General features: G+C 64.8%; 20 protein-coding genes and 1 pseudogene. 9 read left to right on the forward strand and 12 right to left on the reverse strand.

All coding sequences use genetic code 11. The annotated features are described in order from the left end of the window. On the reverse strand, positions 1-517 hold a 517-nt coding region (locus GOOTI_RS11460), incomplete at its 3' end, for a serine hydrolase (protein WP_039993977.1). Between the two features lie 485 nt (positions 518-1,002). Between GOOTI_RS11460 and GOOTI_RS11465 the strand changes: the two genes are divergently transcribed. Further along, complete coding sequence (locus GOOTI_RS11465) at positions 1,003-1,500, forward strand: HNH endonuclease (RefSeq protein WP_007238754.1); 498 nt, start codon at positions 1,003-1,005, stop codon at positions 1,498-1,500. Positions 1,501-1,551: 51 nt separating this feature from the next. Here GOOTI_RS11465 and GOOTI_RS11470 read toward each other — a convergent pair whose 3' ends face one another. Continuing rightward, a complete protein-coding gene (locus GOOTI_RS11470) occupies positions 1,552-2,313 on the reverse strand; it encodes a PE-PPE domain-containing protein (protein WP_007238755.1) in 762 nt (253 codons plus the stop codon). A 239-nt stretch (positions 2,314-2,552) separates the two neighbouring features. Here GOOTI_RS11470 and GOOTI_RS11475 point away from each other — a divergent pair, with 239 nt between their 5' ends. Beyond that, entirely contained in the window at positions 2,553-3,665 is a 1,113-nt protein-coding gene (locus GOOTI_RS11475) for a ferredoxin reductase (RefSeq protein WP_007238756.1), read from the forward strand. A 9-nt stretch (positions 3,666-3,674) separates the two neighbouring features. Next, positions 3,675-4,916: a fatty acid desaturase family protein gene (locus GOOTI_RS11480; RefSeq protein WP_007238757.1), complete on the forward strand. Its 1,242-nt coding sequence runs from the start codon at positions 3,675-3,677 to the stop codon at positions 4,914-4,916. A gap of 28 nt (positions 4,917-4,944) precedes the next feature. On the opposite strand, the gene GOOTI_RS11485 is transcribed toward GOOTI_RS11480, so the two are convergent. Then, entirely contained in the window at positions 4,945-6,150 is a 1,206-nt protein-coding gene (locus GOOTI_RS11485) for a PucR family transcriptional regulator (RefSeq protein ID WP_007238758.1), read from the reverse strand. Positions 6,151-6,295: 145 nt separating this feature from the next. Here GOOTI_RS11485 and GOOTI_RS11490 point away from each other — a divergent pair, with 145 nt between their 5' ends. Beyond that, on the forward strand, positions 6,296-7,825 hold the full coding sequence (locus GOOTI_RS11490; RefSeq protein ID WP_007238759.1) for a flavin-containing monooxygenase: 1,530 nt from the start codon (positions 6,296-6,298) through the stop codon (positions 7,823-7,825). A 165-nt stretch (positions 7,826-7,990) separates the two neighbouring features. Here GOOTI_RS11490 and GOOTI_RS27250 read toward each other — a convergent pair whose 3' ends face one another. The 3 genes from GOOTI_RS27250 to GOOTI_RS11505 all read right to left on the reverse strand — a co-directional run bounded on the left by GOOTI_RS27250 (position 7,991) and on the right by GOOTI_RS11505 (position 10,851). After that, complete coding sequence (locus GOOTI_RS27250) at positions 7,991-8,671, reverse strand: DUF3558 family protein (protein WP_083835903.1); 681 nt, start codon at positions 8,669-8,671, stop codon at positions 7,991-7,993. Further along, entirely contained in the window at positions 8,631-9,041 is a 411-nt protein-coding gene (locus tag GOOTI_RS11500; RefSeq protein ID WP_007238761.1) for a hypothetical protein, read from the reverse strand. Before GOOTI_RS11500 ends, GOOTI_RS27250 begins: the two co-directional genes overlap by 41 nt. A 163-nt stretch (positions 9,042-9,204) precedes the next feature. Next, the gene (locus tag GOOTI_RS11505; RefSeq protein ID WP_039993979.1) at positions 9,205-10,851 is read right to left on the reverse strand and encodes a DUF6777 domain-containing protein; all 1,647 of its coding nucleotides are present in this window, start codon (positions 10,849-10,851) and stop codon (positions 9,205-9,207) included. Positions 10,852-11,125: 274 nt separating this feature from the next. On the opposite strand from GOOTI_RS11505, the gene GOOTI_RS11515 reads away from it, so the two are divergent. Continuing rightward, complete coding sequence (locus tag GOOTI_RS11515) at positions 11,126-11,758, forward strand: pyridoxamine 5'-phosphate oxidase family protein (RefSeq protein WP_007238763.1); 633 nt, start codon at positions 11,126-11,128, stop codon at positions 11,756-11,758. Between the two features lie 21 nt (positions 11,759-11,779). On the opposite strand, the gene GOOTI_RS11520 is transcribed toward GOOTI_RS11515, so the two are convergent. Beyond that, entirely contained in the window at positions 11,780-13,537 is a 1,758-nt protein-coding gene (locus tag GOOTI_RS11520) for an AMP-binding protein (protein WP_007238764.1), read from the reverse strand. A gap of 111 nt (positions 13,538-13,648) precedes the next feature. Between GOOTI_RS11520 and GOOTI_RS11525 the strand changes: the two genes are divergently transcribed. Together GOOTI_RS11525 and GOOTI_RS11530 are read left to right on the forward strand one after the other, a co-directional pair. Continuing rightward, positions 13,649-14,467 carry a LuxR C-terminal-related transcriptional regulator gene (locus tag GOOTI_RS11525; RefSeq protein ID WP_007238765.1) on the forward strand — a complete coding sequence of 273 codons (819 nt, stop codon included), beginning with the start codon at positions 13,649-13,651 and terminating at the stop codon, positions 14,465-14,467. A 2-nt stretch (positions 14,468-14,469) separates the two neighbouring features. Then, positions 14,470-15,264: an IclR family transcriptional regulator gene (locus GOOTI_RS11530; RefSeq protein ID WP_007238766.1), complete on the forward strand. Its 795-nt coding sequence runs from the start codon at positions 14,470-14,472 to the stop codon at positions 15,262-15,264. 1 nt (position 15,265) lies between these two features. Here the strand turns inward: GOOTI_RS11530 and pcaC are convergent, their stop codons facing one another. Genes pcaC through GOOTI_RS11555 form a run of 5 tightly spaced genes read right to left on the reverse strand, consistent with a single transcriptional unit; the run spans position 15,266 to position 19,431 of the window. After that, the gene (gene pcaC, locus GOOTI_RS11535; protein ID WP_007238767.1) at positions 15,266-15,634 is read right to left on the reverse strand and encodes a 4-carboxymuconolactone decarboxylase; all 369 of its coding nucleotides are present in this window, start codon (positions 15,632-15,634) and stop codon (positions 15,266-15,268) included. Further along, positions 15,631-16,872: a lyase family protein gene (locus GOOTI_RS11540; RefSeq protein WP_007238768.1), complete on the reverse strand. Its 1,242-nt coding sequence runs from the start codon at positions 16,870-16,872 to the stop codon at positions 15,631-15,633. Before GOOTI_RS11540 ends, pcaC begins: the two co-directional genes overlap by 4 nt. Further along, positions 16,869-17,420, reverse strand: coding sequence for a protocatechuate 3,4-dioxygenase subunit alpha (pcaG, locus tag GOOTI_RS11545; RefSeq protein ID WP_007238769.1), 552 nt, complete (start codon positions 17,418-17,420; stop codon positions 16,869-16,871). Before pcaG ends, GOOTI_RS11540 begins: the two co-directional genes overlap by 4 nt. Then, positions 17,417-18,259, reverse strand: a complete 843-nt coding sequence (pcaH, locus tag GOOTI_RS11550) for a protocatechuate 3,4-dioxygenase subunit beta (RefSeq protein WP_007238770.1) — start codon at positions 18,257-18,259, stop codon at positions 17,417-17,419. The genes pcaG and pcaH overlap by 4 nt, the downstream gene beginning before the upstream one ends. Next, entirely contained in the window at positions 18,244-19,431 is a 1,188-nt protein-coding gene (locus GOOTI_RS11555; protein WP_007238771.1) for a 4-hydroxybenzoate 3-monooxygenase, read from the reverse strand. Before GOOTI_RS11555 ends, pcaH begins: the two co-directional genes overlap by 16 nt. Positions 19,432-19,568: 137 nt before the next feature. Between GOOTI_RS11555 and GOOTI_RS11560 the strand changes: the two are divergent. Further along, positions 19,569-20,342 (forward strand): annotated as a pseudogene (locus tag GOOTI_RS11560) (IclR family transcriptional regulator). Positions 20,343-20,423: 81 nt separating this feature from the next. Then, the gene (locus GOOTI_RS11565; protein ID WP_083835904.1) at positions 20,424-21,437 is read left to right on the forward strand and encodes a PDR/VanB family oxidoreductase; all 1,014 of its coding nucleotides are present in this window, start codon (positions 20,424-20,426) and stop codon (positions 21,435-21,437) included. Positions 21,438-21,574 lie beyond the last annotated feature (137 nt).

Genomic DNA, 21,574 nt, shown 5'->3' on the forward strand with positions numbered 1-21,574 from the left:
CCTCTTTCGCGATGTCGGGGTCGACGTCGAGGCCCGCGGTGAGGGCTTCGGTGACGATCGACTGGCGCAACCCGGACGACTGAGTCAGCAGATCGCGCACGGTGATCGCTGCGTGCGCGCGGTCGACGTCGCCTGCGGGCAGATACCTCGCGATCGAGGCACCGAGATCCAGCTTGCCCTGTGTGTAGGCGATTCCAGCGAGCATGGACACCACGCTCTTGGTGGAGCTGAACAGATTCCAGGGAGTATTGCCCGTGACGTCGTTCAACGGCCCACGCCCGATGAGGCAGTTGTTGCGGTACACCTCGATGTGCGTCCGCATCCTCGACGCCGCGAAAGCAATCGCATCGTCGAGTTTCGCTTTGTCGATCCCGACGCTCGACGGCGCGGCGGAGGCGGGGGCAGCAGAGCCCGCGGGCAGATCGCAGCGGACCTGTGTGGGCGCTGCGCTGGCAACGGGCGTCAACGTGAGGCTCGCGACCAGGACGCTGAGCACCACTCCGGCCAGAAGAACCACACGCCTGTTGCGTGTGCGCGCACAAGTGCGAGACGCCGACACCGCCGTGACCTCCTCGTCGTCGACAACTGCACTGCAGCGTTGCACGCGCGTCGGCCGGCGGCGTCGAGTTCGGAAAATCGGGGTGCACGGCGACGCGATCGTGTGCAGTTCGCCCGCGGAATGACCAAAGTGCACATCCGTCGAAGCGCGATCACGCAGCATTCTCGGCCGGCAGTCGAATATGTCGTCGAAGTGAACGTCGGCTGGTATTTCGCCGCCACCGATGAAATGGCCTCGCGAGATCGGTGTATTGGCATTAGCGTGGAGCGCGCCACGTCCGAGCAGGTCATGGCGCCCCACACAGAGCCGAGCAGAAAGGTCCGATAGGCGACGAGGAGGTGCCCCATGCGGACCCCATTGCGGAACTCAACGCGAATTCCAGCACCGATCCAACGGCATACAGATGATCTCGACGGCCCGCTAGTGGCATCGGGAGGACTGTCATGACCATCTTCGTCACCAACGCGGGACTGCAGATCCTGGCTCGGGTCACCTGGCGCCGGGCAGCGGTGTTGCTGACCACAGAGGTCGCGCGCAACGTCGAGGGCACGCCGGTCGTGCGTGTGGTGCATTCGCCCACCGTGACGCTGCCGATCCACAAGGTCGTCGCCATCAAACGCAATGCGTATCGCCCGTTTGCGGGGAAGTCGATGGACTCGTACGCGTCGACGGCGACCATCCTGCGTCGCGATCAATGGATCTGCGCGTACTGCGACGGACCCGCTGACACCGTCGACCACATCGTGCCGGTCTCCAAGGGCGGCAAGAGCACCTTCGGTAACCAGGTGGCGGCGTGTAAGTCGTGCAACGGCTTCAAGGCCAACCGGACTCCGCGCCAGGCGGGGATGGCGATGCGGCACGCGCCGTTCGTCTACGACCCGTGGGCACAGGACCAGAAGGAAGTCTGGGAATTGTTCACGTTGCGTCCGAAGACTGGGTGAACTCGGTGGGTACGTCGGCATCGGACTCGCTCCGGTGCCGACGTACCTATGTCACGGGCCGACGAGATAGGTCGTGTTTCCCACGGTGGTGCGCACCCGGTTGCGCGGATCGCTGATCGAATTGCGTTGGTAGTTCGAGTGCGTGACCCACTTGCCGCGCCCCTGCAGGCGTAGCTGCGCACTGGCGTCCGCGGAGCCCGAGGAGCCTGCAGAACCGTTGTCGGCGCCGCCGGGCCAGTTGTCTGCGTTCGACCATCCGTCCCAGCGGCGCGAGTCGACGACCTTGTACTGGGTGTAGTCCGGTGTCGGCTCCAACTGATGGCCGTCGAGAGTGCGCCCCATGCTCCCACCGAACCTGCGCTGCAGATTGCCGATCAGCACGAACGACAGGTCGGCCGCGGGTGGTGCGTCGGCTCGGCCCGCGTAGGTGCGGAGCCATTCCGACGCGATCTGTGCGCCCCTCGAGTATCCGAACACGATCTTCTTTCCGGGCGTGCGTCGGATGTAGTCGTTGAGAAGGTCACGGCCCCGGAGCAATCCGGCCCACCGCAGATCGACCACCGTCGGCACACGTACCGGTGTGCCGTGAGTCGGCGCGTACCGACTGAAGGTGGTGTTCATGATGTGGAGAATGCCGTCAGCTCCGAAGATGAGCGGCTCGCAGGTCAATACGGTCGTATGCGTCTGTCGGCCCGGCCGCGCGGTCGGGTCGAGTGGAGCAGCCGCGGAATGCGGCGGCGTGGCCACGTTCATGCAGATCACACAGAGCAGAGCGGAGGAAGTCAGCACAACGCTGCGGAACGCTCGTGTCATCGTCGGGTGGCCTTTCGTTTATGGCTTCATGCGCTCGGCCCCCGCTGAACAGAACTACCAGCGCAGGCGTCAGCCGACTCACCTCGAAAGTGAACTGTTATCGCGCAGCGTCACAACAGTCACATCGCTCTCGCGAATTTCCGACGAAACGGATGCTTTTCGGCCTGTGCGACAAGCCTGTGACCAGCGTCACCAGTCGTGTGTACACTTGTGCACTACGAGCTACCGGAGGGAGGCTGGTGAATCTTCTCAAGTGGAGTAAGCGGCCTGCGGCCGATGTCGACGCGACGCGGCCCGAGGTCAACATTTTGCGAGGGCTGATCGCACGAGCGACCACCCCGCTACTACCCGACGACTATCTCCACCTGATCAATCCGCTGTGGAGTGCTCGCGAACTGCGCGGCCGTGTCGAGGACGTGGTGAAGGAAACCGCCGACAGCGCCACGGTCGTGATCCGCACCGGTTGGGGATTTCCCGACAGCTACCGGCCCGGTCAGTACGTCGGGATCGGACTCGACGTCGACGGACGCTGGCACTGGCGCTCGTATTCGCTGACGTCATTCGGCAGCAACGACGACAAGACCATATCGATCACCGTCAAGGCGAACCCCGACGGATTTCTCTCGACACACCTCGTCGACGGCGTCGCGCCGGGCACCATCATTCGTCTCGCGGCACCGAAGGGCGATTTCCATCTGCCAGAGCCGGTCCCCGACGCAGTGTTATTCCTGACAGCAGGCAGCGGTATCACCCCGGTCATCGCGATGTTGCGCTCGATGAAGCACCGCGATCAGAGTCTCGACATCGTGCACATCCACGCCGCGCCGTCGCGCGAGTCGGTGATCTTCCTCGACGAACTCGAACAGTTCGACGACGACAACCCCAGTTACACACTCGATCTGCGACTCAGCTCGGAGGACGGGCGATTCGACGTCACTCAACTCGACGCCGCCGTGCCTGATTGGCGAGAACGGTCGTGCTGGGCATGTGGGCCGGTTGAATTCCTCGACGACATCGAAGAGGTCTTCGAGGAGAACGGACTCTCGGATCAGCTCCACATCGAGCGATTCGCCATCGCGCGCACCGACATCGGCGGCGAGGGCGGTACCGTCACGTTCGCGACGTCGGGCAAATCCGCCGAGATCGACGGCGCCACCACACTTCTTGAAGCAGGCGAGGAGTTGGGAATCCAGATGCCCTTCGGTTGTCGCATGGGCATCTGCCAGACTTGCGTCGTTCCGCTCGCGGCCGGCTACGTCCGCGATCTACGCAGCGGAGACGAACGACGTGAAGGTGACCGCATCCAGACATGTATTTCCACCGTGTCGGGTGAATGCACGCTAGACCTGTAGGGAGAATCCATGGCCATCACCGACATCGATCGGTACGCCCATCTCACCGAAGCCGACGTCGAAGCACTCGGTGCCGAACTCGACGCCATCCGGCGTGACATCGAGGAGTCCCGCGGGGTCCCCGATGCCAAGTACATTCGACGCACCATCGCATTCCAGCGAACGCTGGCGGCTGGCGGTCGGGTCGTGCTCATGTTCAGCAACCGAAAGCCCGCATGGTTACTCGGTACCGGGATGCTCGGCGTCGCCAAGATCATCGAGAACATGGAACTCGGCCACAATGTGATGCACGGCCAGTGGGATTGGATGAACGATCCCGAGATCCACTCGTCATCGTGGGAATGGGACACCACGTGTCCGAGCGTGCAGTGGAAGCACTCCCACAATTTCGTGCACCACAAGTACACCAACATCGTCGGCATGGACGACGACGTAGGCTACGGCATCCTGCGCGTCACCCGGGACCAGCCGTGGGAGTGGTGGAACGCCGGCAACTCCGTGTACAACTTCCTCCTCGCAACGTTTTTCGAGTGGGGCGTCGCATTGCACCACCTCGAGGCGGAGAAGCTGCGCAAGGGTGAGAAGTCGTACCGCGCTGCGTTGAAGGATCTGCGCGTGATCGGGCGCAAGGTCGGGAAACAGGCAGCCAAGGACTATCTGATCTTTCCCGCACTCGCCGGACCCAACTGGTTCACCACGCTGACCGCGAACGCGACCGCGAACTTCATCCGCAACTACTGGGCGTACGCGGTGATCTTCTGCGGGCACTTCCCCGACGGCGCCGAGAAGTTCACCGTCGAGGAGTACGAGGAAGAGGATCAGCCGCGCTGGTATCTGCGACAGATGTTGGGCTCGGCCAACTTTCATGCAGGCCCGGTCATGCGCTTCATGAGCGGAAACCTGAGCCATCAGATCGAGCACCATCTGTTCCCCGACCTTCCGAGCAACCGCTATGAGGAGATCGGTGTGCGGGTGCGCGAGCTGTGCGACAAGTACGACCTGCCGTACACCACCGGCTCGCTGCTGCATCAGTACTGGTTGACGTTCCGGACGATCGGGAAACTGTCGGTGCCCAACGCGATGCTCAAGGCGAGTGCCGACGACGCACCGGAGACAGCATCGGAGTTGCGGTTCAACATCATCGAGGGCACCAAGACGCACTTCGGCGCTGATCCGGCGACCGGTCGTCGGCGTGGTCTGCGGTCTGCGCTGCGGGAGTTACGTTCGTCGAGGGTCGCCGCGCACACCTGAGGGTCCTGCTTATCAAGTCCTGGAATTATCACCCGCGCCAGCGCAGCACCTCCAACGCGACGCCGACGTCGAGCAGACTCTCGTCGAGCGGTCGGGGCAGCAGCTCCTCGGCGCGGGCGAGACGCCGGATCACGGTGTTGCGGTGTGTGTAGAGCGCTTCGGAGGTACGGGAAGTGTTGCACTGCAGCGTGATCCAGGTCCGCAGTGTGTCGAGCAGAGCAGGTTCGGCGTGCGCCAGCTCGCCGAGCGTCTCGTCGACGAAGGCGGCGGTGTCGTCGGGCGACGACATCAGGAGCGACACCAGGCGCACATCGTCGAATCGTACGAATCCGTGCGAGCCGCCGAGCTGTGCGACGATGCGCTGGGTGGCGAGGGCCTGGAAGTGGCTGGCGCGGAACCCGTCGACGCCGTCGCCTGTTCTGCCGACGGCCACGTCGATCCCCGGTGACGGCGACATCCGATCGATCGATGCTTCGTCCGTGGGCAGCCACACCCACAGCGATGCGGCGCTGGCCACGACGGTGAGCCTGCTCCCGCAGCCCGCCGACGTCGCGAGCGTGTCGGCGGCGGATTCGAGCGTCGCGGCCTGATCGGGATGATGAGTCCAGAGGACGAGCGCGGTGTGAGGTCCGCGGAGTCGGTACCCGAGCTGCATTTCGGCGCGGTCGATCGGTATGGGTGCGCCTTCGAGCAGGAGAGCGACCGCCTCGCGACGCTGTGCATGGGTGCCGCGGGTGAGTTCGTGGCGCTCGCTGCGCATCCGCTCGCTCATGGCGTCGACGGTGTCGTCGATGAAGGTCGAGATGGACACCAGCGAGACGTCGAGGAGCTCACGTAGTTGCTCGGGGTCGTCGGTGAGACTGAAACACACCTTCATCCACAGCCGCCACGCGACGCTCTGTGCTGTGCGGAAGGCGTCGAGTGCGGACTCGTCGAGTCCTCGGCGCACGAGGTCGCGGGCGGCGGTGAGGATGTCGGGGGTGAGTTCGGCCGGTACACGTTCTCCGGGACGAAGCACATTGCTCCTGGCCCAGCGCATGGTGTTGGCCAGGTTTGTGCGGCGGGTGGCGTCGGCGAGCACAGGGTCGTCGGCGATGGCTTTCATGCGGAGACCGCCCAGCGAGGCGTCGTGGATCGCTTGAATCCACTCTTCCGGTGGGTCGAGAATGAGTTCGGCGCCACGTCGGATCAGGCTCATGGTTTCAGGCGACGCGGTGGGCCACTGCTCGGACATGTGAACAGTATGCACCCCTGGAGTCATGAACTATGTGCAATAGTCACCTGGCATCCGGCGCTGCGGAGGCGCATTCTGGAATGTAACAACGCATGGTGTCATATTCGCCGTTGGCGTGATCGACACACGATTTGAGGAGGCACGGGTGCCTACAACTGCCACACCTGTAGAGACGCTGGATGTCCTGATCGTCGGGGCGGGTGTCTCCGGGATCGGTGCAGCCCACTACGTGACCACGGAACTACCTGACAAGACGTATGCGCTGCTCGAAGGTCGGGAATCGCTCGGCGGCACCTGGGACCTGTTCCGGTATCCGGGCATCCGCTCCGACAGTGATCTGCACACGTTCGGGTTCGAGTTCAAGCCCTGGGTCGACAAGCAGTCGATCGCAGATGCGGACCGCATCATGCAGTATCTGCGCGAAGCCGTCGACGAGGACAAGATCAACGAGCATCTCCGGCTGCAGCACAAGGTGACGGCATTGAACTGGTCGTCGGACGAACAGCTGTGGACTGCGGAGGTCGATCGTCTCGACACCGGCGAGCACATCCAGATCAAGGCGAACTGGGTCTACTGCGGGTCGGGCTACTACAACTACGACGAGGGCTTCACGCCATACTTCGAGGGACGTGACACGTTCAAGGGGCAGGTGGTGCATCCGCAGCACTGGCCCGAGGACCTCGACTACAAGGGCAAGAAGGTCGTCGTCATCGGAAGCGGCGCAACGGCCGTCACGTTGCTCCCGGCGATGGCGGGCGACACCGAGCACATCACCATGCTCCAGCGCACACCGACCTACATCCTCCCGCTGCCCAAACACGACCCATTTGCCAACGTCGCGCGGAGCATCCTGGGTGACGAGCGGGGGTACGCGGTCGCACGGTGGAAGAACATCCTGCAGCAGCGGGTGCTGTACGAAGCGGCGCAACGCTTTCCGAAGACATCGCGCAAGGTGATCCGCAAGGTCAACCAGATGCTGCTGCCCGAGGGATACGACGTCGACACGCACTTCAATCCGCCGTACAACCCCTGGGACCAGCGTCTGTGTGCTGTGCCGGACGCCGACCTGTTCAAGACGATTCGATCGGGCAAGGCGTCGGTGGTCACCGACCGCATCAAGTCATTCACCGAGAACGGCATCCTGCTCGAGAGCGGCCGCGAGCTCGAGGCCGACATCATCGTGACCGCAACGGGATTGAACGTCCGACTGTTCGGAGGCATGGACCTTTCACTCGACGGCGAGCCGGTGGTGCTGCGCGATCATGTCATCTACCGCGGCATGATGCTCAGCGGTGTGCCGAACCTCGCGCTCGCGATCGGGTACACCAACTCGTCGTGGACGCTGAAGATCGGACTCATCGGCGAGTACTGGTGCAGGCTGATGGCCTACATGGACGCGCGGGGTTACCGCGAGGTGGAGCCCGTCGCCGACCCGACCATGGAGACGCGGCCCGCACTGGACTTCGGCGCCGGTTACATCAAGCGCGTCGAGGATCAGCTACCCAGGCAGGGTGCGCAGGCGCCGTGGCTGATGTCGATGAGCTTCTACAAGGACCGCAAGGCACTCGGCGTCGACGTCGCGGACTTCGAGAACCTGCGCTTCTCGAAGGCTGCGTCGTCGGGCGGTTCCGTACCTGCCGCGGACTCCCAGCCCGTGGAATCGGCCGTCGGCTGAGGGAGCGGAGCGTCGGCCCGTAAGAAACACGTGCTTCTTACGGGCCGTGCCGTAGATACACGTGTTTCTGACAGATGCACCGAAAGTATCGCTCGCAGGTGTCAGTTACGCGTGTATCTGCGGGGCCAGTGCCGGGGTTGAGCAGCGGATAGTCGACAGCAGGGGCTACTCGGGCATCTGGTCGATGGTCGCGCGGGTGAAGGCGATTGCCTTGTCGCAGATCTCGGAGATGGGTGGGGGCTTGTAGCTAAAGTGCGTAGTTGTTACGACAATTGCAGATCCTGTCTGTACGTATGTGTCGCAGACTCTTTGATCGGGTTCGGTGCTAACCGCCACGATTCGTCCGGAGACCGCGAGGTCATCGTGCCAGCTCACGGATGACGAGTGCCTTCTTTTGTACGCGTCGAGGTCGGCTGAGTTCCCAACAGTTTGGCTCAAACTTGCTAGACGCGTGTCGACGAATCTCCATCTGCATCCGCGAGCGGTTTGGAAGTCGGCTGCAGCGGCATCCTCAACGCTGTTAGGTTCTAAGCCTGTGTCTCGCAAGATTCCTGTTGTAGCTGCCGTGCAGGGTTCGTAAGGGGTTCCGTCGTTGCCTGAGTTCCATCGGCGTGGGAACTTTGTCGTGAAGGGGAGTGTCCTGCCCCCTGCGTCGGTCTGCCGGATTGAACTTGAAACCTCCGTGGAGACGAGCAAGTTCTCGGCTGTCAACTCCGCTTTGGGCGATCCGGATGTTTGACATCCACAAGTTGCGGCAGTGGCGAGAAGTAGCGTGAGAATAAGACAGTTTCGAAATCGCACGTGACTACGACTGAAAGGTCTGCGCGGAGTTTTGGTCGGCGGCATTCAGTGTTTCGCCCGAAGCTACGCACGCAGTCGAAAGTGTTGCTAACGCCTCTGCGGCGTCAGAGAACTGCGTGCGCGCCGATGACATAAGACGAAGCAGTCGCCTGTATACCTCGTCGCCTTCGACAAGGTCGCCGAAGTAGTTGTTGCGCCCAACTTCCAGAAGTTGATCTGCCGCCTCCCGCAACCCCTCCGCCCCGTCGGCGGCGACCTTGGCGCGGGCTTCCCAGTCGACGGTGTTGAACCGGACGATGCCGCCGTCGTCGGGCTTCGGCGCGGTGTTGCCGGGTGGCTGGGCGTACGACATCGTGCTTCTGGAACTGTCGGGCGGGTTCACAACTCCGCCCGGCATGGTGAAGAAGTCGGTCATGTCCTTACCCCCTCGCAGAAGAACTGTCGTCAGCGCCCAGACAGTTAACCACGTCGGAGGGTGGTTCGTATGCCGGAATTGCCAGGCTGTGGATCAGTGGCGGTTGGCCCGAAAGAGCGACGTCGGGAGCGTGGTCGCTCCCGACGTCGCCAGACGAACCTTCTCAGTTCGCAGGAACCTCTTCGGTTGTCGTTGTTGTCGTGGTCGTCTCTTCGGGAGTTGTTGTCTCGATGGTGGTTTCCGGAGTTGTAGTCTCCGGGGTGGTGGTCTCCGTCGTCGTTTCCGGAGTCGTTGTTTCGGTGGTCGTCGCCTCTGTCGTTGTCGTGGTGCTCGACGTCTCAGCAGTGCGCCACGTTGCCGATTCGACGTCGACAGACACCGAACTCGATTGGTTCTCGATCAGATTCAGTTTCCACACCTTCGTCGTCGGGTCGGTCGAGGAGGAGACCGACGACCTCTCCAGCGATGACGACGACACCGTGCGCGTGACGCCGTCGCTACAGGTGAGATCGACGCTGCCGGTGGACGCTGAGGTCGGTACCTGGCAGCTCACACTCCGATCGTCGACGCGGAAAGTGAAGTCACCGATCGCGTCTCCCGTTCCGGAGAACTGTGTGGGACTGGGCTGGGCGCTGCTGGATGAACTGGGAGCTGCCGACGCAGCTGACCCTTCCGACTGCGCTCCGGCAGTCCCTGACGCGGCAGCGTTCTGCTGTTGCTCCGGCGCCTGTGATGAATCGGGAGCACCCTCGGGCACGCCGCCGTTCGAGGCGGCACGCTCAGCGACTTCGGTGGCGGGTTCGCTGCTTCCTGCGCGGGCGAGCCCGTTCTCGGCGGCAGCTTCGTCGGACTTGGCGACGAACGGTGTGTTCAGCGCAGCGGGTGTCGGTAGTGCTGTCGTCAGTGGAGGTAGGCCACTCACGTCGATGATCCCGCCGACGGGACGCTCGAACTGCTGGCCTGTAGCCAGATTGAGGAGCGTCAGTACGGTACCTGCGGGCGTTGCATTGTTCTGTGGCGCCTGGTTGATCACGGTCGTTGTGTTGTTGACGACCGTCACGTTCTGTGTGTTGTAAGCGATCCGGGTGACCTCGTGGGAGTGGTAGTCGTGCCACGGATGCCCGGTCAATCGGTATCCACCGATCGGTGTCGCGGCAGGCGGAGCGAGCGGGTTGCCGCAGGCACAACGCACACGGGGGACACCTGCGCCGTCGACGAGAACGGCTGTGCCCGACTGCAACACCGACTGAAACGCATAGGCGCTTCCACCCTGGTACGAGTGGTTGGTCACCCAGGTGTCAGCGGTCAGCACGACCGGTGTCAACGTGTTCAGGTAATAGGGGATCGACGCGGTGCTGATGCCGAAGACACTTGCCCACGCGCTGGCCTGACTCGGGTTGTTGGCCAGATAGTTGCCGAGAGCGGCTGTGTCGCAGGTCGATTCGCCTCCGGCATACAGTCCGGGCTGGGTGCCCGACACCACCCGCGCGCCGTTGTCGGGTGCACCCGACTGGCTGGCGAGCTTGACGTTGCTCGGAAGTTCCTTGTTGGTCAACGCGACGTTCGGGCCGAACGGATCCGGCCCGGCCTCACCACTGGTGAGTAGGCTGAGGCCGGGAATCCGCAGTCCACCATCCTTGTCTCGCAACACGATCACGAGAACGGACGCGAGGACCAATGCGAACACCACGACGACTGCCACCAGAGCGATGGTGCGGTTGCGTCGTTTCTGTTGGTCCCGCATCTGCTGGAACGGACCGGTGGGCGGCATCGCCGGAGCGCCGAAGGTTCCGGAGGGGGGATAAGACAATTGGATACTCTCCTGGTGTGCAGACTTGCGAGCGTGCATGCATCACCGGTTCCCGAGACCGATGTCAGACCGGTCCAGTATTCGAAGGCCCGTATCGCGGATCAACTGTTTGATCATGAATTCACCCGTTCGGGCCAAGAACCTCACATGTTCGGATTACACACGTCGTACGACATCGGGCAGCGTGCACTGCGGGATGCGACGTCGAATCGGTTGAACTGCGACAGTGCGTAATCGAGTGGCGCGAGGGGCAGAGTTGGCCAACGATGGGTGTATGTCTGCAGCCTCCGATGACCAGCCTGACGTACTGACCGCACTGACCCGCAAGCCGGATCGTCAAGGAGACCGCGCGCTCCTCGACGAGATCCTCGACACGGCGCAGGTTGGGACGCTCTCCACGGTCATCGACGGCTGGCCGTGGTCGGTGCCGATGTTGTTCGCGCGCGTCGGCGACGACATCATCCTGCACGGCTCAACCGGAGCCGGCGCACTGCGTCAGGTGGCGTCGGGCGCGCCCGTCGCGTTCAGTGTTTTCGTGCTCGACGGGATCGTCGTCGCCGAGACACTGTTCGACCACTCCGCCAACTATCGGTCTGCTGTGGTGCGTGGAGTGGCACGCAATGCCGAGATCCCCGCGGATGCCCTTGACGCGCTGAGCGACAAGCTGATCCCGGGCCGTGTGGCGGAGACTCCGACGACGACCCGGAAGGAGATCGCTGCGACGACCGCACTGCGACTCCCGATCGTCGACGGCGAGTGGATCACGAAGGCACGCACGGGCGGCCCCGGCGCCGACACCGACGCGTGGACGGGCGTCGTGCCCGTACGTACGGTGTTCGACGACCCCATCACCTACACCGGCGACGCCGACGACGTCCCGGCGTCCGTGCGCGCCCTGGTGGGGTGAACCGGTCTCGACCAGCTGAACTCAGCGCTGCCGCAGAATGAAGCGCTGGATCTTGCCGCTCGGGGTCTTCGGAAGTGTGTCGACGAAGTGCACGGTGCGGGGGTATGCGTGCGCGGCGAAACCGGTCTTGACCAGTTGTTGCAGCTCGGCTTCGAGGGCGTCGTCGCCGACCGCACCGTCGGCGAGCACGACGAACGCCTCGAGTACCTCGCCCCGTAGGTCGTCGGGACGTCCGACGACCGCGACGTCGATCACCGACGGGTGGGTGATCAGGACACTCTCGACGTCGAACGGTCCGATCCGATAGCCGGCCATGATGATGACGTCGTCGTCGCGTGAACTGAAGTAGAAGTTGCCATCGGCGTCGGTGTGGCCGGTGTCGCCGGTCAGATACCAACGGCCGTCCTCGGTGTAGCGCGATGCCGTCTTCTCCGGGGCGTCGAGGTATCCGGCAAACCAGTAGCCGGTGCTGGCCGGGACGTCGATCGCGATCTGTCCGGTGACGTTGGGCTCGGTGACCGGCTGGCCGGCGTCGTCGACGATGCCCGCGGCGAATCCGGGCATGGGCTGCCCCATCGAACCGGGGATGAGCGTGCGACGCAGGTCGTCGGCCCAGTGGTTGTTGATGAACATGCCGTGCTCGGTCTGGCCGTAGTGGTCGCGCACCTCGGTGCCGAGAGCTGTTCGCGCCCAAGTGATCACGTCGGGGGTCAGCGGCTCGCCCGCCGACGATGCGCGGCGCAGAGAGAACCCGTTGATCGCCGGGTTCTTGCTCAGGGAGCGATACACGGTGGGGGCGGCGGCGAAGTTGCTGACCTCGAGTTCGGTGAGGACCGTGGCTGTGACCTCGGGTGTGAATCCGGCCTGCAGCAGCACGTTGGGTCGGCCGATCGCCATCGGGCCCAGAATCCCGTAGTAGAGCCCGTATGCCCAGCCGGGATCGGCGGCGTTCCAGAAGACGTCGGTATCGGAGACGTCGAGGCCGTAGCGCATGTAGCAGGAGAACGAGGCGAGCGCGCGTAACGGCACCGGGACGCCCTTGGGCGCTCCGGTGGTGCCACTGGTGAACAGCAGGATCAGCGTGCCGTCGCCGCCGATGGCCACGGAATGGTCGAGCGGCTCGTTGTCGGCGACGAGGGCGTCGAACTGCTCTCCGGCGACGATCGTCGTGAGGCCGTCGATCGCGTCGAGTTTGCTCGCCTGGCTCGGCTCGGTGATCACGACGGTCGCGTCGCCCGCGCGCAGCCGCATCTCGATCGCGGGGGTTGCGAAGGCGGTGAACAGCGGAATGTACACGGCCCCGAGTCGAGCAAGTGCCAGCAGCGACACGACGAGTTCGGAGCGCTTGCCCATGAGGACGCCGACGCGGTCGCCGCGCCCGACGCCCAACTGCGCGAGGGCAGCGGCGAAGCGTCGGGAGTCGGCGGCGAGCTGGCCGTAGGTGATCTCGACAAGCTCGATCAGCGGGGGGTGCTCGATCAGCGGGGGGTGCTCGATCAGCGGGGGGTGCTCGATCAGCGGGGGTTGCTCGATCAGCGGGGATTGCTCGGCCTGGGGAGGCTGCGCGGCCTTCGCGGACGGCGCAGAATCCCGCAGCGAGACCGTGGTGAAGGCGATGGCCTCGGGGTCGTGACGGTCGACGAGCAACGACGCGGCGTTGGCGTCGGGAGAGCCGAAGGTCTCGAGCCAGGCGTCGAGGTCTGCCGAGACAGCGGGGGTCAGTTCTGCCTGGATCGACTCGCGCCGAGCGCGGTCACCGGCTAGGGACGTCTGTGTCATTTCCACACCTTTGCGGCCAGAGTAAGCTGAGTCACATTCGAGAAGTGATTCTCGAATGCGACGTCGCATGGGCAGAACCCCCCGAAGAGGGGTCAGGAGGTAGGTGGTGGCATGGCCGAGTCGTTGACCGCGCCCGTCACCGATGCGTTGCGTCGTCTCCGTCGCGGCACGGGGGTGTCGCTGGCGTTCGGTGGAGTTGTGCATGGCTCGCGCGGTCTGCGTCTGCGACATTTCGTCGGAGACACCTACGGTGCGTTGAACGGCGTTGCCGTTGATGCCGGGCACGGACTCGGCGGCAAGGTCATCGCGCTCAATCGCCCGATGGTCGTCGACGATTATCTGCGTACTCCGCGGATCACCCACCGATACAACGCGATCATCGCGGCCGAGGGCCTGCGTGCGATGGCGGCCGCGCCGGTCGTCGTCGGACGCAGGCCCGTCGCGGTGATCTACGGTGCGCTACGCACCGATGAGGCGATCGGTGACCGTACCCTCGACATGCTCGCGATCGAGGCGCGTGAACTCGAACAACAGATCGTCGCATCGCGCGCCACAGTTGCCGCGGGCGCCACCTCGACGGACGGGGCTCTTCGCGACCGCATCACCGAGGCGTACGCACAGCTGCGGACTCTGGCCAGGGGCGTCGACGACGCCGAGGTCGCTGATCAGATCGCACGGATCTCCGACCTCCTGCTCGACGGTGCGGCCGACGATGCCGCCGCAACGGGGGCAGCTGCAGCGCTGACCAGGCGCGAGCAGGATGTGATCGCATTGGCAGCACTCGGCTACACGAATGCGAGAATTGCCGAGGAACTAGGAATCGGAGCACAAACCGCCAAGGGATACATGAAAGACGTACTGCGCAAGCTGGGGGCGTCGAGCCGCATGGAAGCTGTCGTTATCGCTCGACGATCAGGGCTGCTGCCGTAGCGATGGCCGGGAACACGTCGATCCCCGGGGCGTCGGTCGCGGCCCGAACCCTCGCTCTGCTGAGCACGTTCGACGAATCGCATCGCGCCCAGACACTCAGCGAGATGGCGCAGCGAGCCGATCTCGCGGTTCCCACGGCGCACCGACTCGTCGGCGAGTTGGAACGGTGGGGTGCGCTGGTACGACGCCCCGACGGCCGGTACGTGATCGGCCGACGAATCTGGGACCTCGGGCTTCTCGCGCCGATCCAGACCGGTGTCCGCGAGATAGCCGAACCGTACGTCTACGACCTCTATGCGGCGACCAAGGCGACGGTGCACATCGCGGTGCGCGAGGGGACGTCGGTGCTCTACATCGACAGGATCTCCGGCAACGAGTCGGTACCGGTGGTGAGCAAGGTGGGTAGCCGCCTGCCGATGCCGCCCACCGGGGTGGGGAAGGTGCTGCTCGCGCACGCTCCCCATGACATTCGCGACGAGGTGATGGCGTCGTTGACGCGGGTCACCCCGCGAACGCTGATCAGCCCGCAGCTGTTGGAGCAACAGCTGCGGCGGGTGCGGGACGAGGGCTATGCGACGACGGCCGAGGAGATGACCGCAGGAGCTTGCTCGATCGCGGTCCCGGTCTGGGGACCCGACGGCGTGGTCGCAGCACTGGGTGTGGTGGTCGGGACACTGCGCGGGAATCGTCCGCGACTGCTCGCGGCCCTGCAGGTCGCGGCGCGCGGTATCGGGCGGCAGCTGGGTGCCCCCGGACCTGTTCCGCCGGGCAGAGCTGGGGTCGCAGACTCGGCCTAGGCTAGGACTCTTCGGCGAACGTCTGCTGTGCGATGCGGAAGGCCGTGTTGGCGTCGGGGACACCACAGTAGATCGCCGACTGCATGATGACCTCTTTGATCTCGTCGAGAGTGAGGCCGTTGCGGCGGGCGGCACGTAGATGCATCGCCAGTTCTTCGTGATGGCCACGGGCGATCAGGGCGGTGAGGGTGATCATCGACCGGCTGCGGCGATCCAGGCCGGGCCGGGTCCAGATGGTGCCCCACGCGTACTCGGTGATGAACTCCTGGAATTCGCGGGTCAGATCGGTGGCGGCGGACGTCGCGCGGTCGACGTGGGCGTCGCCGAGTACCTCGCGTCGTACAACCATTCCGTCGTCGTAGGTGGTCATCGGGTCCTCTCTGCGTGTGCGTTGCTTCGGTGGACAGCCTGGGCGCGACGCAGGGTCGCGTCGATGAGAAGCGATGTGGCACCTAGAGGTTGGCCGCCCGGCTCGTGGCCGGCGAGCGAAGCCATCGATCGTTGCTCCGACAACACTGCACTGCCGGCAGCGGAGAGGTTGAAGGCCATCGCATCGGCATGGACGGTGAGAGCGCGAACCAGGTCGGTGGCCTGTGAACCCGCAACGACGCTGCGCCGCAGCAGTATTCGCAAACTGTCCCATTCGGCGTGCCAGCCTCCTGGAGTGCGCTCGTCGACGGCATCGCTCGCAGCCAACTGCAGCGTCGACGCCAGTGGCGGTGTGGTCAGCGCAGTGCGTCGGATCAGCACCGACAACACCGGGTTGGCCTTGTGTGGCATGGTCGACGACCCGCCGCCTGCACCCTCGGTGACCTCGCCGATCTCCGAGCGGCTCAGTGTCAGCACATCATTGGCGATGTGACCCCACGCGGTCGTCGCGGTGGTGGTCGACGCCGCGTACCGGGTGAACGGTGTCCGTACGACGTGCCACGGCGGCGCGGCGTCGAGTCCCAAAGCCTGCGTGGCATGTCGAACGACCGCGAGCGCGCACTCCTGTGGGTTCGGCTGCGCGCCCGCGAGTTCCACGAGTGCCGAGAGCGTCCCGGCCGCTCCGCCGAACTGGGCGGGAAAGGTCAGCGCTGCGGCCTCATCGTGTGCGTCGAGCACACCGTCGAGCCAGTGCGCCACTTTCATCCCGAACGTCGACGGCACCGCCTGCTGGGTCAGCGTCCGCGCTATCTGCGGAGTCTCGCGATGGGCCTCGGTGAGAGACGCCAGCGTCTCCACCTGCATCAGTAGCTGGTCCGCGATCGTCTCGAGGGCACGCCGCGACTCGAGGACCAGTGCGGTGTCAACGACGTCCTGACTGGTCATGCCGCGGTGCAGCCACGCCGCGGCAGGAGCGTCGAGCCGCTGTCGCAACGCGGAGACGAGTGGGATGACCGGATTGCCGCCCGACTCGGAGTCGATGGAGAGCTGATCGAGGTCCAGATCTGAAGCGGCAGCGGATAACTGGTCGAACGTCACCAGCGAGTCTTCCGGTGCCACTCCCTGCGCGACAACCGCTTCCGACCACGCCGCCTCCACGCGCAGCATGGCGTCGCGGATGGCGGTGTCGGTGAAGAGGTCGCCTGCCCGGTGGTCGCCGGGCCACAACAGATCGCTCACGACTTCCAGTGTTGCAGGAACACCGTTTCCGATTCGCCCTGTAGGTGGATGTCGAAGCGGTAGCCGGTCGAATCGGGAACCGCAACGAGTGTCGCTCGACGATTCGACTCGACTCCGGACAGCACCGCGTCGTCGTCGAGCGCCGAGGACTCCGGGAGGTAGGCGCGGGTGAGCAGGCGGTCGAGGAGTCCGCGGGCGAACACACACACCGCGAAGAACGGGGCCTCGCCGTCTCGGGTGGCGCCCGGAGTAACCGTGCTGAACGAATAGTGGCCGACACGATCGGTCTTGGCGCGCCCCCAACCGGTGAAGGTGAACCCGTCGCGGCGTAGCGATCCGGGCATCGTGGGTACTGATCCGTCGGTGTCGGCTTGGCGGATCTCGATCAGGGCGTCGGGGATCGGCATTCCGTTGCCGTCGAAGACGGTGCCGTGCAGCCGAATCCGATCCGGATGTCCTGACGGTACGAGTTCGTTGTCACCGTCGTAGGGCAGGGCGTAGTGGAAGAACGGGCCGACCGTCTGGCCGGGCGTCGGGGTGAGACTCATGCGTCGTCCTCCATGGGGGTGCGTGCGCTTCCGTTGAGCACGATGTCCCAGCGGTAGCCGGTGCACCATTCGTGTTGGGTCAGGTCGTGGTCGTAACTGGCGACGAGTCGCTCACGAGCCGCAGGGTCGACGATCGACTGGTAGATCGGGTCGAGATCGAACAGCGGATCGCCGGGGAAGTACATCTGGGTCACCAGTCGCTGCGTGAAATCCGTTCCGAACAGCGAGAAATGGATGTGTGCGGGCCGCCAGGCGTTGTGGTGGTTCTTCCACGGGTACGGGCCCGGCTTGATGGTGGTGAAGTGATAGTTGCCCTCGTTGTCGGTGAGGCATCGGCCGACGCCGGTGAAGTTCGGGTCGATCGGAGCATGGTGTTGGTCGCGCTTGTGGATGTAGCGTCCTGCGGCGTTGGCCTGCCAGATCTCCACCAACTGGTTGCGTACAGGCCTGCCGTCGGCGTCGAGGACGCGCCCGGTGAGGACAAGCCGTTCACCCACAGGATCGCCGTTGGCCTGAATCGTGAGGTCGGCTTCGAGCGGGTCGACGTCACGCTGGCCGAAGGCGGGTGCCCACAATTCGATGCCTTCGGGGTCGGCGTGATGCGGATCCTTGGTCGGATGGCGCAGGATGCTCGACCGATAGGGGGCGTAGTCGAGTCGCGGACGGATCTCCTCGGCCGCCCCCGCCTGCCGTTCACGCTGGTATTCGGCTGAGAGCGAGCCGATTTCGGCGCTGATCTGCGCTTGGGTACCGGCTGCGGCGTCGGAAGTGATGACGGGTGGTGTGGCGTCGACGTCGGGCACCGTCGGTGCCTCACGCGGGATCAGTGGTGTGGCCATCCTGTGTAACCTTCTGCGAGATAGGTGGAACCGGCCTCGGACGAGACCAGGGTGGTGAGCTCACCGAGCTGTCGGAGCTCATCGAAATCAGAGGCGTCGGGTGAGCGATGCAGCATCGTCGTCATCCAGTAGGAGAAGTGCTGCGCCTTCCAGACACGGGTGAGGGCACGTGAGGTGTAGGAGTCGAGCGCCGCGTCGTCGTTCTTGACCAGGGCACGCTCGACGACGTCGGCCAGCACGCGTACGTCGGCGAGCGCCAGGTTGAGACCCTTCGCGCCGGTCGGGGGCACGGTGTGTGCGGCGTCGCCCGCGAGGAGGAGCTTCCCGTCGCGCATCGGGGACTGCACGAAGCTGCGGAAGGGCAGTACCGAGCGTTGGATGATCGGGCCCTCGTTCAGGCTGAAGCCGTCGTCGCCCGCTACGCGGCGTTGCAGTTCCGCCCAGATCCGGTCGTCGGACCAGTCGTCGGGGTTCTCGTCGGAGTCGCATTGGAAGTACATGCGCTGGACGGTCGGGGTGCGCTGGCTGATCAGCGCGAAGCCGTGCGGGGAACGGGTGTAGATCAGCTCGGGGGCGCTCTGCGGTGCTTCGGCCAGGATGCCGAACCAGGCGAACGGGTACTCACGGAAGTAGCGCTGCGGATCGGCGACGAGGTCGCGGCAGATGCTGCGCGAACCGTCCGCGCCGACGACGAGTTCGGCGGTGATCTCATGGCGCCTGCGGTCGGCATCGGTGTAGGTGACGTGCGGCTCGTCGCGATGATCGGTGACCGCAGCCTCGGAGATCCCGTACCGCAGATCGCCGCCGTCGCGGGTGCGTGCCGCGTGCAGATCGATGAAGACGTCGGTCTGTGGGTAGAGCCAGCACGACGCCCCGACGAGGTTCTGGAAGTCGATGCGGTGGCTGACGCCGCCGAAGCGGATGTCGATGCCCTGATGTTCGTGTCCGTCTCGGAGAACCCTGTCGGAGACACCCGAGTCGAGCAGCAGTCTGACACTGTCGCGCTCCAGAATGCCTGCGCGATGGGTGGTCTCGATCTCGTGGTAGGTCCGGTTGTCGATGACGACGCTGTCGATCCCGGCGACGTGCAACAGATGCGACAGCGCGAGGCCGGCGGGGCCGCCACCGACGATGGCGACCCGGGTGCGCGTCGTGCTCACGTAGTTGGTCATCTGTGACCTCCCTTCTGGATGAACCATAGGGAGAGCTGAGTCACAGAACCTAGCAGGTGTTTTCACTGAGTGAGAAACGAGAGCACAGGACTACCGAATCGGCAGCAACAATCGTCGGAAACTGTCACCGTCGCAGCATGGCGAGATCTTCTGCCGGCGAGTCGGTCCTCACCCGTGCCGTGCGCATTCTCGAGGTCTTCGATCCCGACAACGTGGCGATCCCGCTCGGCGTGATCGCCGAGCAGGCCGACCTCCCGCTGTCGACGGCGTCGCGGCTCGTCGACGAACTGGTGGCGCATGGCCTACTACGCAGAGATGAGTAGCGGCGGGTGCGAATCGGGGTTCGCCTCTGGGAACTCGCGTCTCGGGCGTCGCCGACCCGCGACCTCCGTGACGCCGCCATGCCCTTCCTCGAGGATCTCCATGCAGTGGTCGGTCACCACGTCCAGCTCGGCGTCCTGGAGGACGACGAGGTGCTCTTCATCGAGCGGTTGTCCAATCCGGGGGCCGTCATCAACGTCACCCGCATCGCCGGACGGTTGCCGCTGCACGCGTCGTCGTCGGGCCTGGTGTTGCTCGCCAACGCTTCGGCAGACCTGCAGGATCGGATTCTTCGGCGTCCGTTGACCTCGTATACGGCGAACACCATCTCCGACCCGAAGACGTTGCGCACCGTGCTTGCCGAGATCAGGCGCACCGGCGTTGCCGTCTGTCCCGGATTCATCCACGACGACGCGCTCGGTATCGCGGTCCCGTTGAAGGACAGCGCAGGCGGGGTGGCCGCGGCGTTGTCGGTGATCGTCCCGTGCGCCGACAACCCGATGGCCCACATCCCGGCACTTCAGGCAGCTGCTCACGGTATACGTCGGGAACTCGGCCGCCCGCTCGTTCCCGCGCCGCCGGAGCGCTGAGCGCGCGTCGTGGAACGAGACGCTTCCATTGAATGGAAATGGCATTGTGGCACCGAGCGCACCGCGCCACCCTGTGTGACCATGACCACAACGACCGTGCCGTCGGCTCCCCCGGGACTCGTTGCCGACATCCCCCGTCTCGTTCCGTCTGCTGCCGCCGATGGGTTGTCCCTGCAGGTCGTGGACAAACAGATGGTCGCCGATGGCGTCTGCGCGATCACGCTCGCCCACCCAGACGGATTCCGACTTCCCGACTGGGCGCCCGGCTCGCACATCGACGTCATACTGCCGGGCGAGCTGGTCCGTCAGTACTCGCTCTGCGGCGACCGCTGGGACCCGTTCCGGTACCGCATCGCGGTGTTGCGGGAACCTTCGGGACGCGGTGGATCGGCGTACGTGCACGACTCACTCGACGTCGGCGACGTGCTCCCGATCGGTGGCCCGCGAAACAACTTCGCGCTCGTACCGTCAGCGCATTACCTGTTCATCGCGGGTGGCATCGGGATCACGCCGATCATCCCGATGACCCGACAGGCCGACCTGCTCGGCACCGACTGGTCGATGCTCTACGGCGGGCGAACCCGGTCGTCGATGGCGTTCGCCGACGAACTCGCCGCCGACAGCCGCGTGAGGGTCCTGCCCCAGGACCAGCACGGACTGCTCGAGCTCGACGAGGCGCTGGCCGCAACGCCCGCCGACACGACCATCTACTGCTGCGGGCCCGCCCCGTTGCTCGAGGCCGTCACCGCGGCGGCCAAGCGGTATCGTCCCGGTCGACTGCGTATCGAGAGGTTTGTCGCCGCCGAGTTGCCCGCCCCTGCCCGAACCTGCGACTTCGACGTGCACCTCGCACGAAGTGGAACGACCGTGACCGTCGCGCCCGACCAATCGGTACTCGAAGCGATCAACGCCGCAGGCGTTCCGATGCTCTCGTCGTGCCGCCAGGGCATCTGCGGAACGTGCGAAGCCGACGTCCTCGAAGGTGTTCCCGACCATCGTGATTCGCTCCTGACCGACACCGAACGGGCCGAGAACTCCTGCATGTTCGTGTGTGTGTCCCGCTCGCGGTCCGACAGGCTCGTACTTGATCTCTGAACGCAACCGAAACTCCCTACGCTTCCACAGCTTCGGTCATCACTCATCGACAAAGGCGGCCCCATGACACTGACCCACCCTGATACGCAACCGTCCGGCGTGGACTCCGGTCTCCCGGAGACCGATGCCGACCCGTT

It is taken from the genome of Gordonia otitidis NBRC 100426 (genome assembly GCF_000248075.1).
Lineage (GTDB): Bacteria > Actinomycetota > Actinomycetes > Mycobacteriales > Mycobacteriaceae > Gordonia > Gordonia otitidis.

Coding starts and splice junctions, on each gene's coding strand:
- GOOTI_RS11555 (WP_007238771.1), bottom strand. CDS start 19,431: ATGACCAACTACGTGAGCACGACGCGCACCCGGGTCGCCATCGTCGGT.
- pcaH (WP_007238770.1), bottom strand. CDS start 18,259: ATGGCCACACCACTGATCCCGCGTGAGGCACCGACGGTGCCCGACGTC.
- GOOTI_RS11565 (WP_083835904.1), top strand. CDS start 20,424: ATGACCACAACGACCGTGCCGTCGGCTCCCCCGGGACTCGTTGCCGAC.
- pcaC (WP_007238767.1), bottom strand. CDS start 15,634: ATGACCACCTACGACGACGGAATGGTTGTACGACGCGAGGTACTCGGC.
- GOOTI_RS11515 (WP_007238763.1), top strand. CDS start 11,126: ATGTCTGCAGCCTCCGATGACCAGCCTGACGTACTGACCGCACTGACC.
- GOOTI_RS27250 (WP_083835903.1), bottom strand. CDS start 8,671: ATGCCGCCGACCAAAACTCCGCGCAGACCTTTCAGTCGTAGTCACGTG.
- GOOTI_RS11480 (WP_007238757.1), top strand. CDS start 3,675: ATGGCCATCACCGACATCGATCGGTACGCCCATCTCACCGAAGCCGAC.
- GOOTI_RS11500 (WP_007238761.1), bottom strand. CDS start 9,041: ATGACCGACTTCTTCACCATGCCGGGCGGAGTTGTGAACCCGCCCGAC.
- GOOTI_RS11465 (WP_007238754.1), top strand. CDS start 1,003: ATGACCATCTTCGTCACCAACGCGGGACTGCAGATCCTGGCTCGGGTC.
- GOOTI_RS11470 (WP_007238755.1), bottom strand. CDS start 2,313: ATGACACGAGCGTTCCGCAGCGTTGTGCTGACTTCCTCCGCTCTGCTC.
- GOOTI_RS11525 (WP_007238765.1), top strand. CDS start 13,649: ATGGCCGAGTCGTTGACCGCGCCCGTCACCGATGCGTTGCGTCGTCTC.
- GOOTI_RS11530 (WP_007238766.1), top strand. CDS start 14,470: ATGGCCGGGAACACGTCGATCCCCGGGGCGTCGGTCGCGGCCCGAACC.
- GOOTI_RS11520 (WP_007238764.1), bottom strand. CDS start 13,537: ATGACACAGACGTCCCTAGCCGGTGACCGCGCTCGGCGCGAGTCGATC.
- pcaG (WP_007238769.1), bottom strand. CDS start 17,420: ATGAGTCTCACCCCGACGCCCGGCCAGACGGTCGGCCCGTTCTTCCAC.
- GOOTI_RS11485 (WP_007238758.1), bottom strand. CDS start 6,150: ATGTCCGAGCAGTGGCCCACCGCGTCGCCTGAAACCATGAGCCTGATC.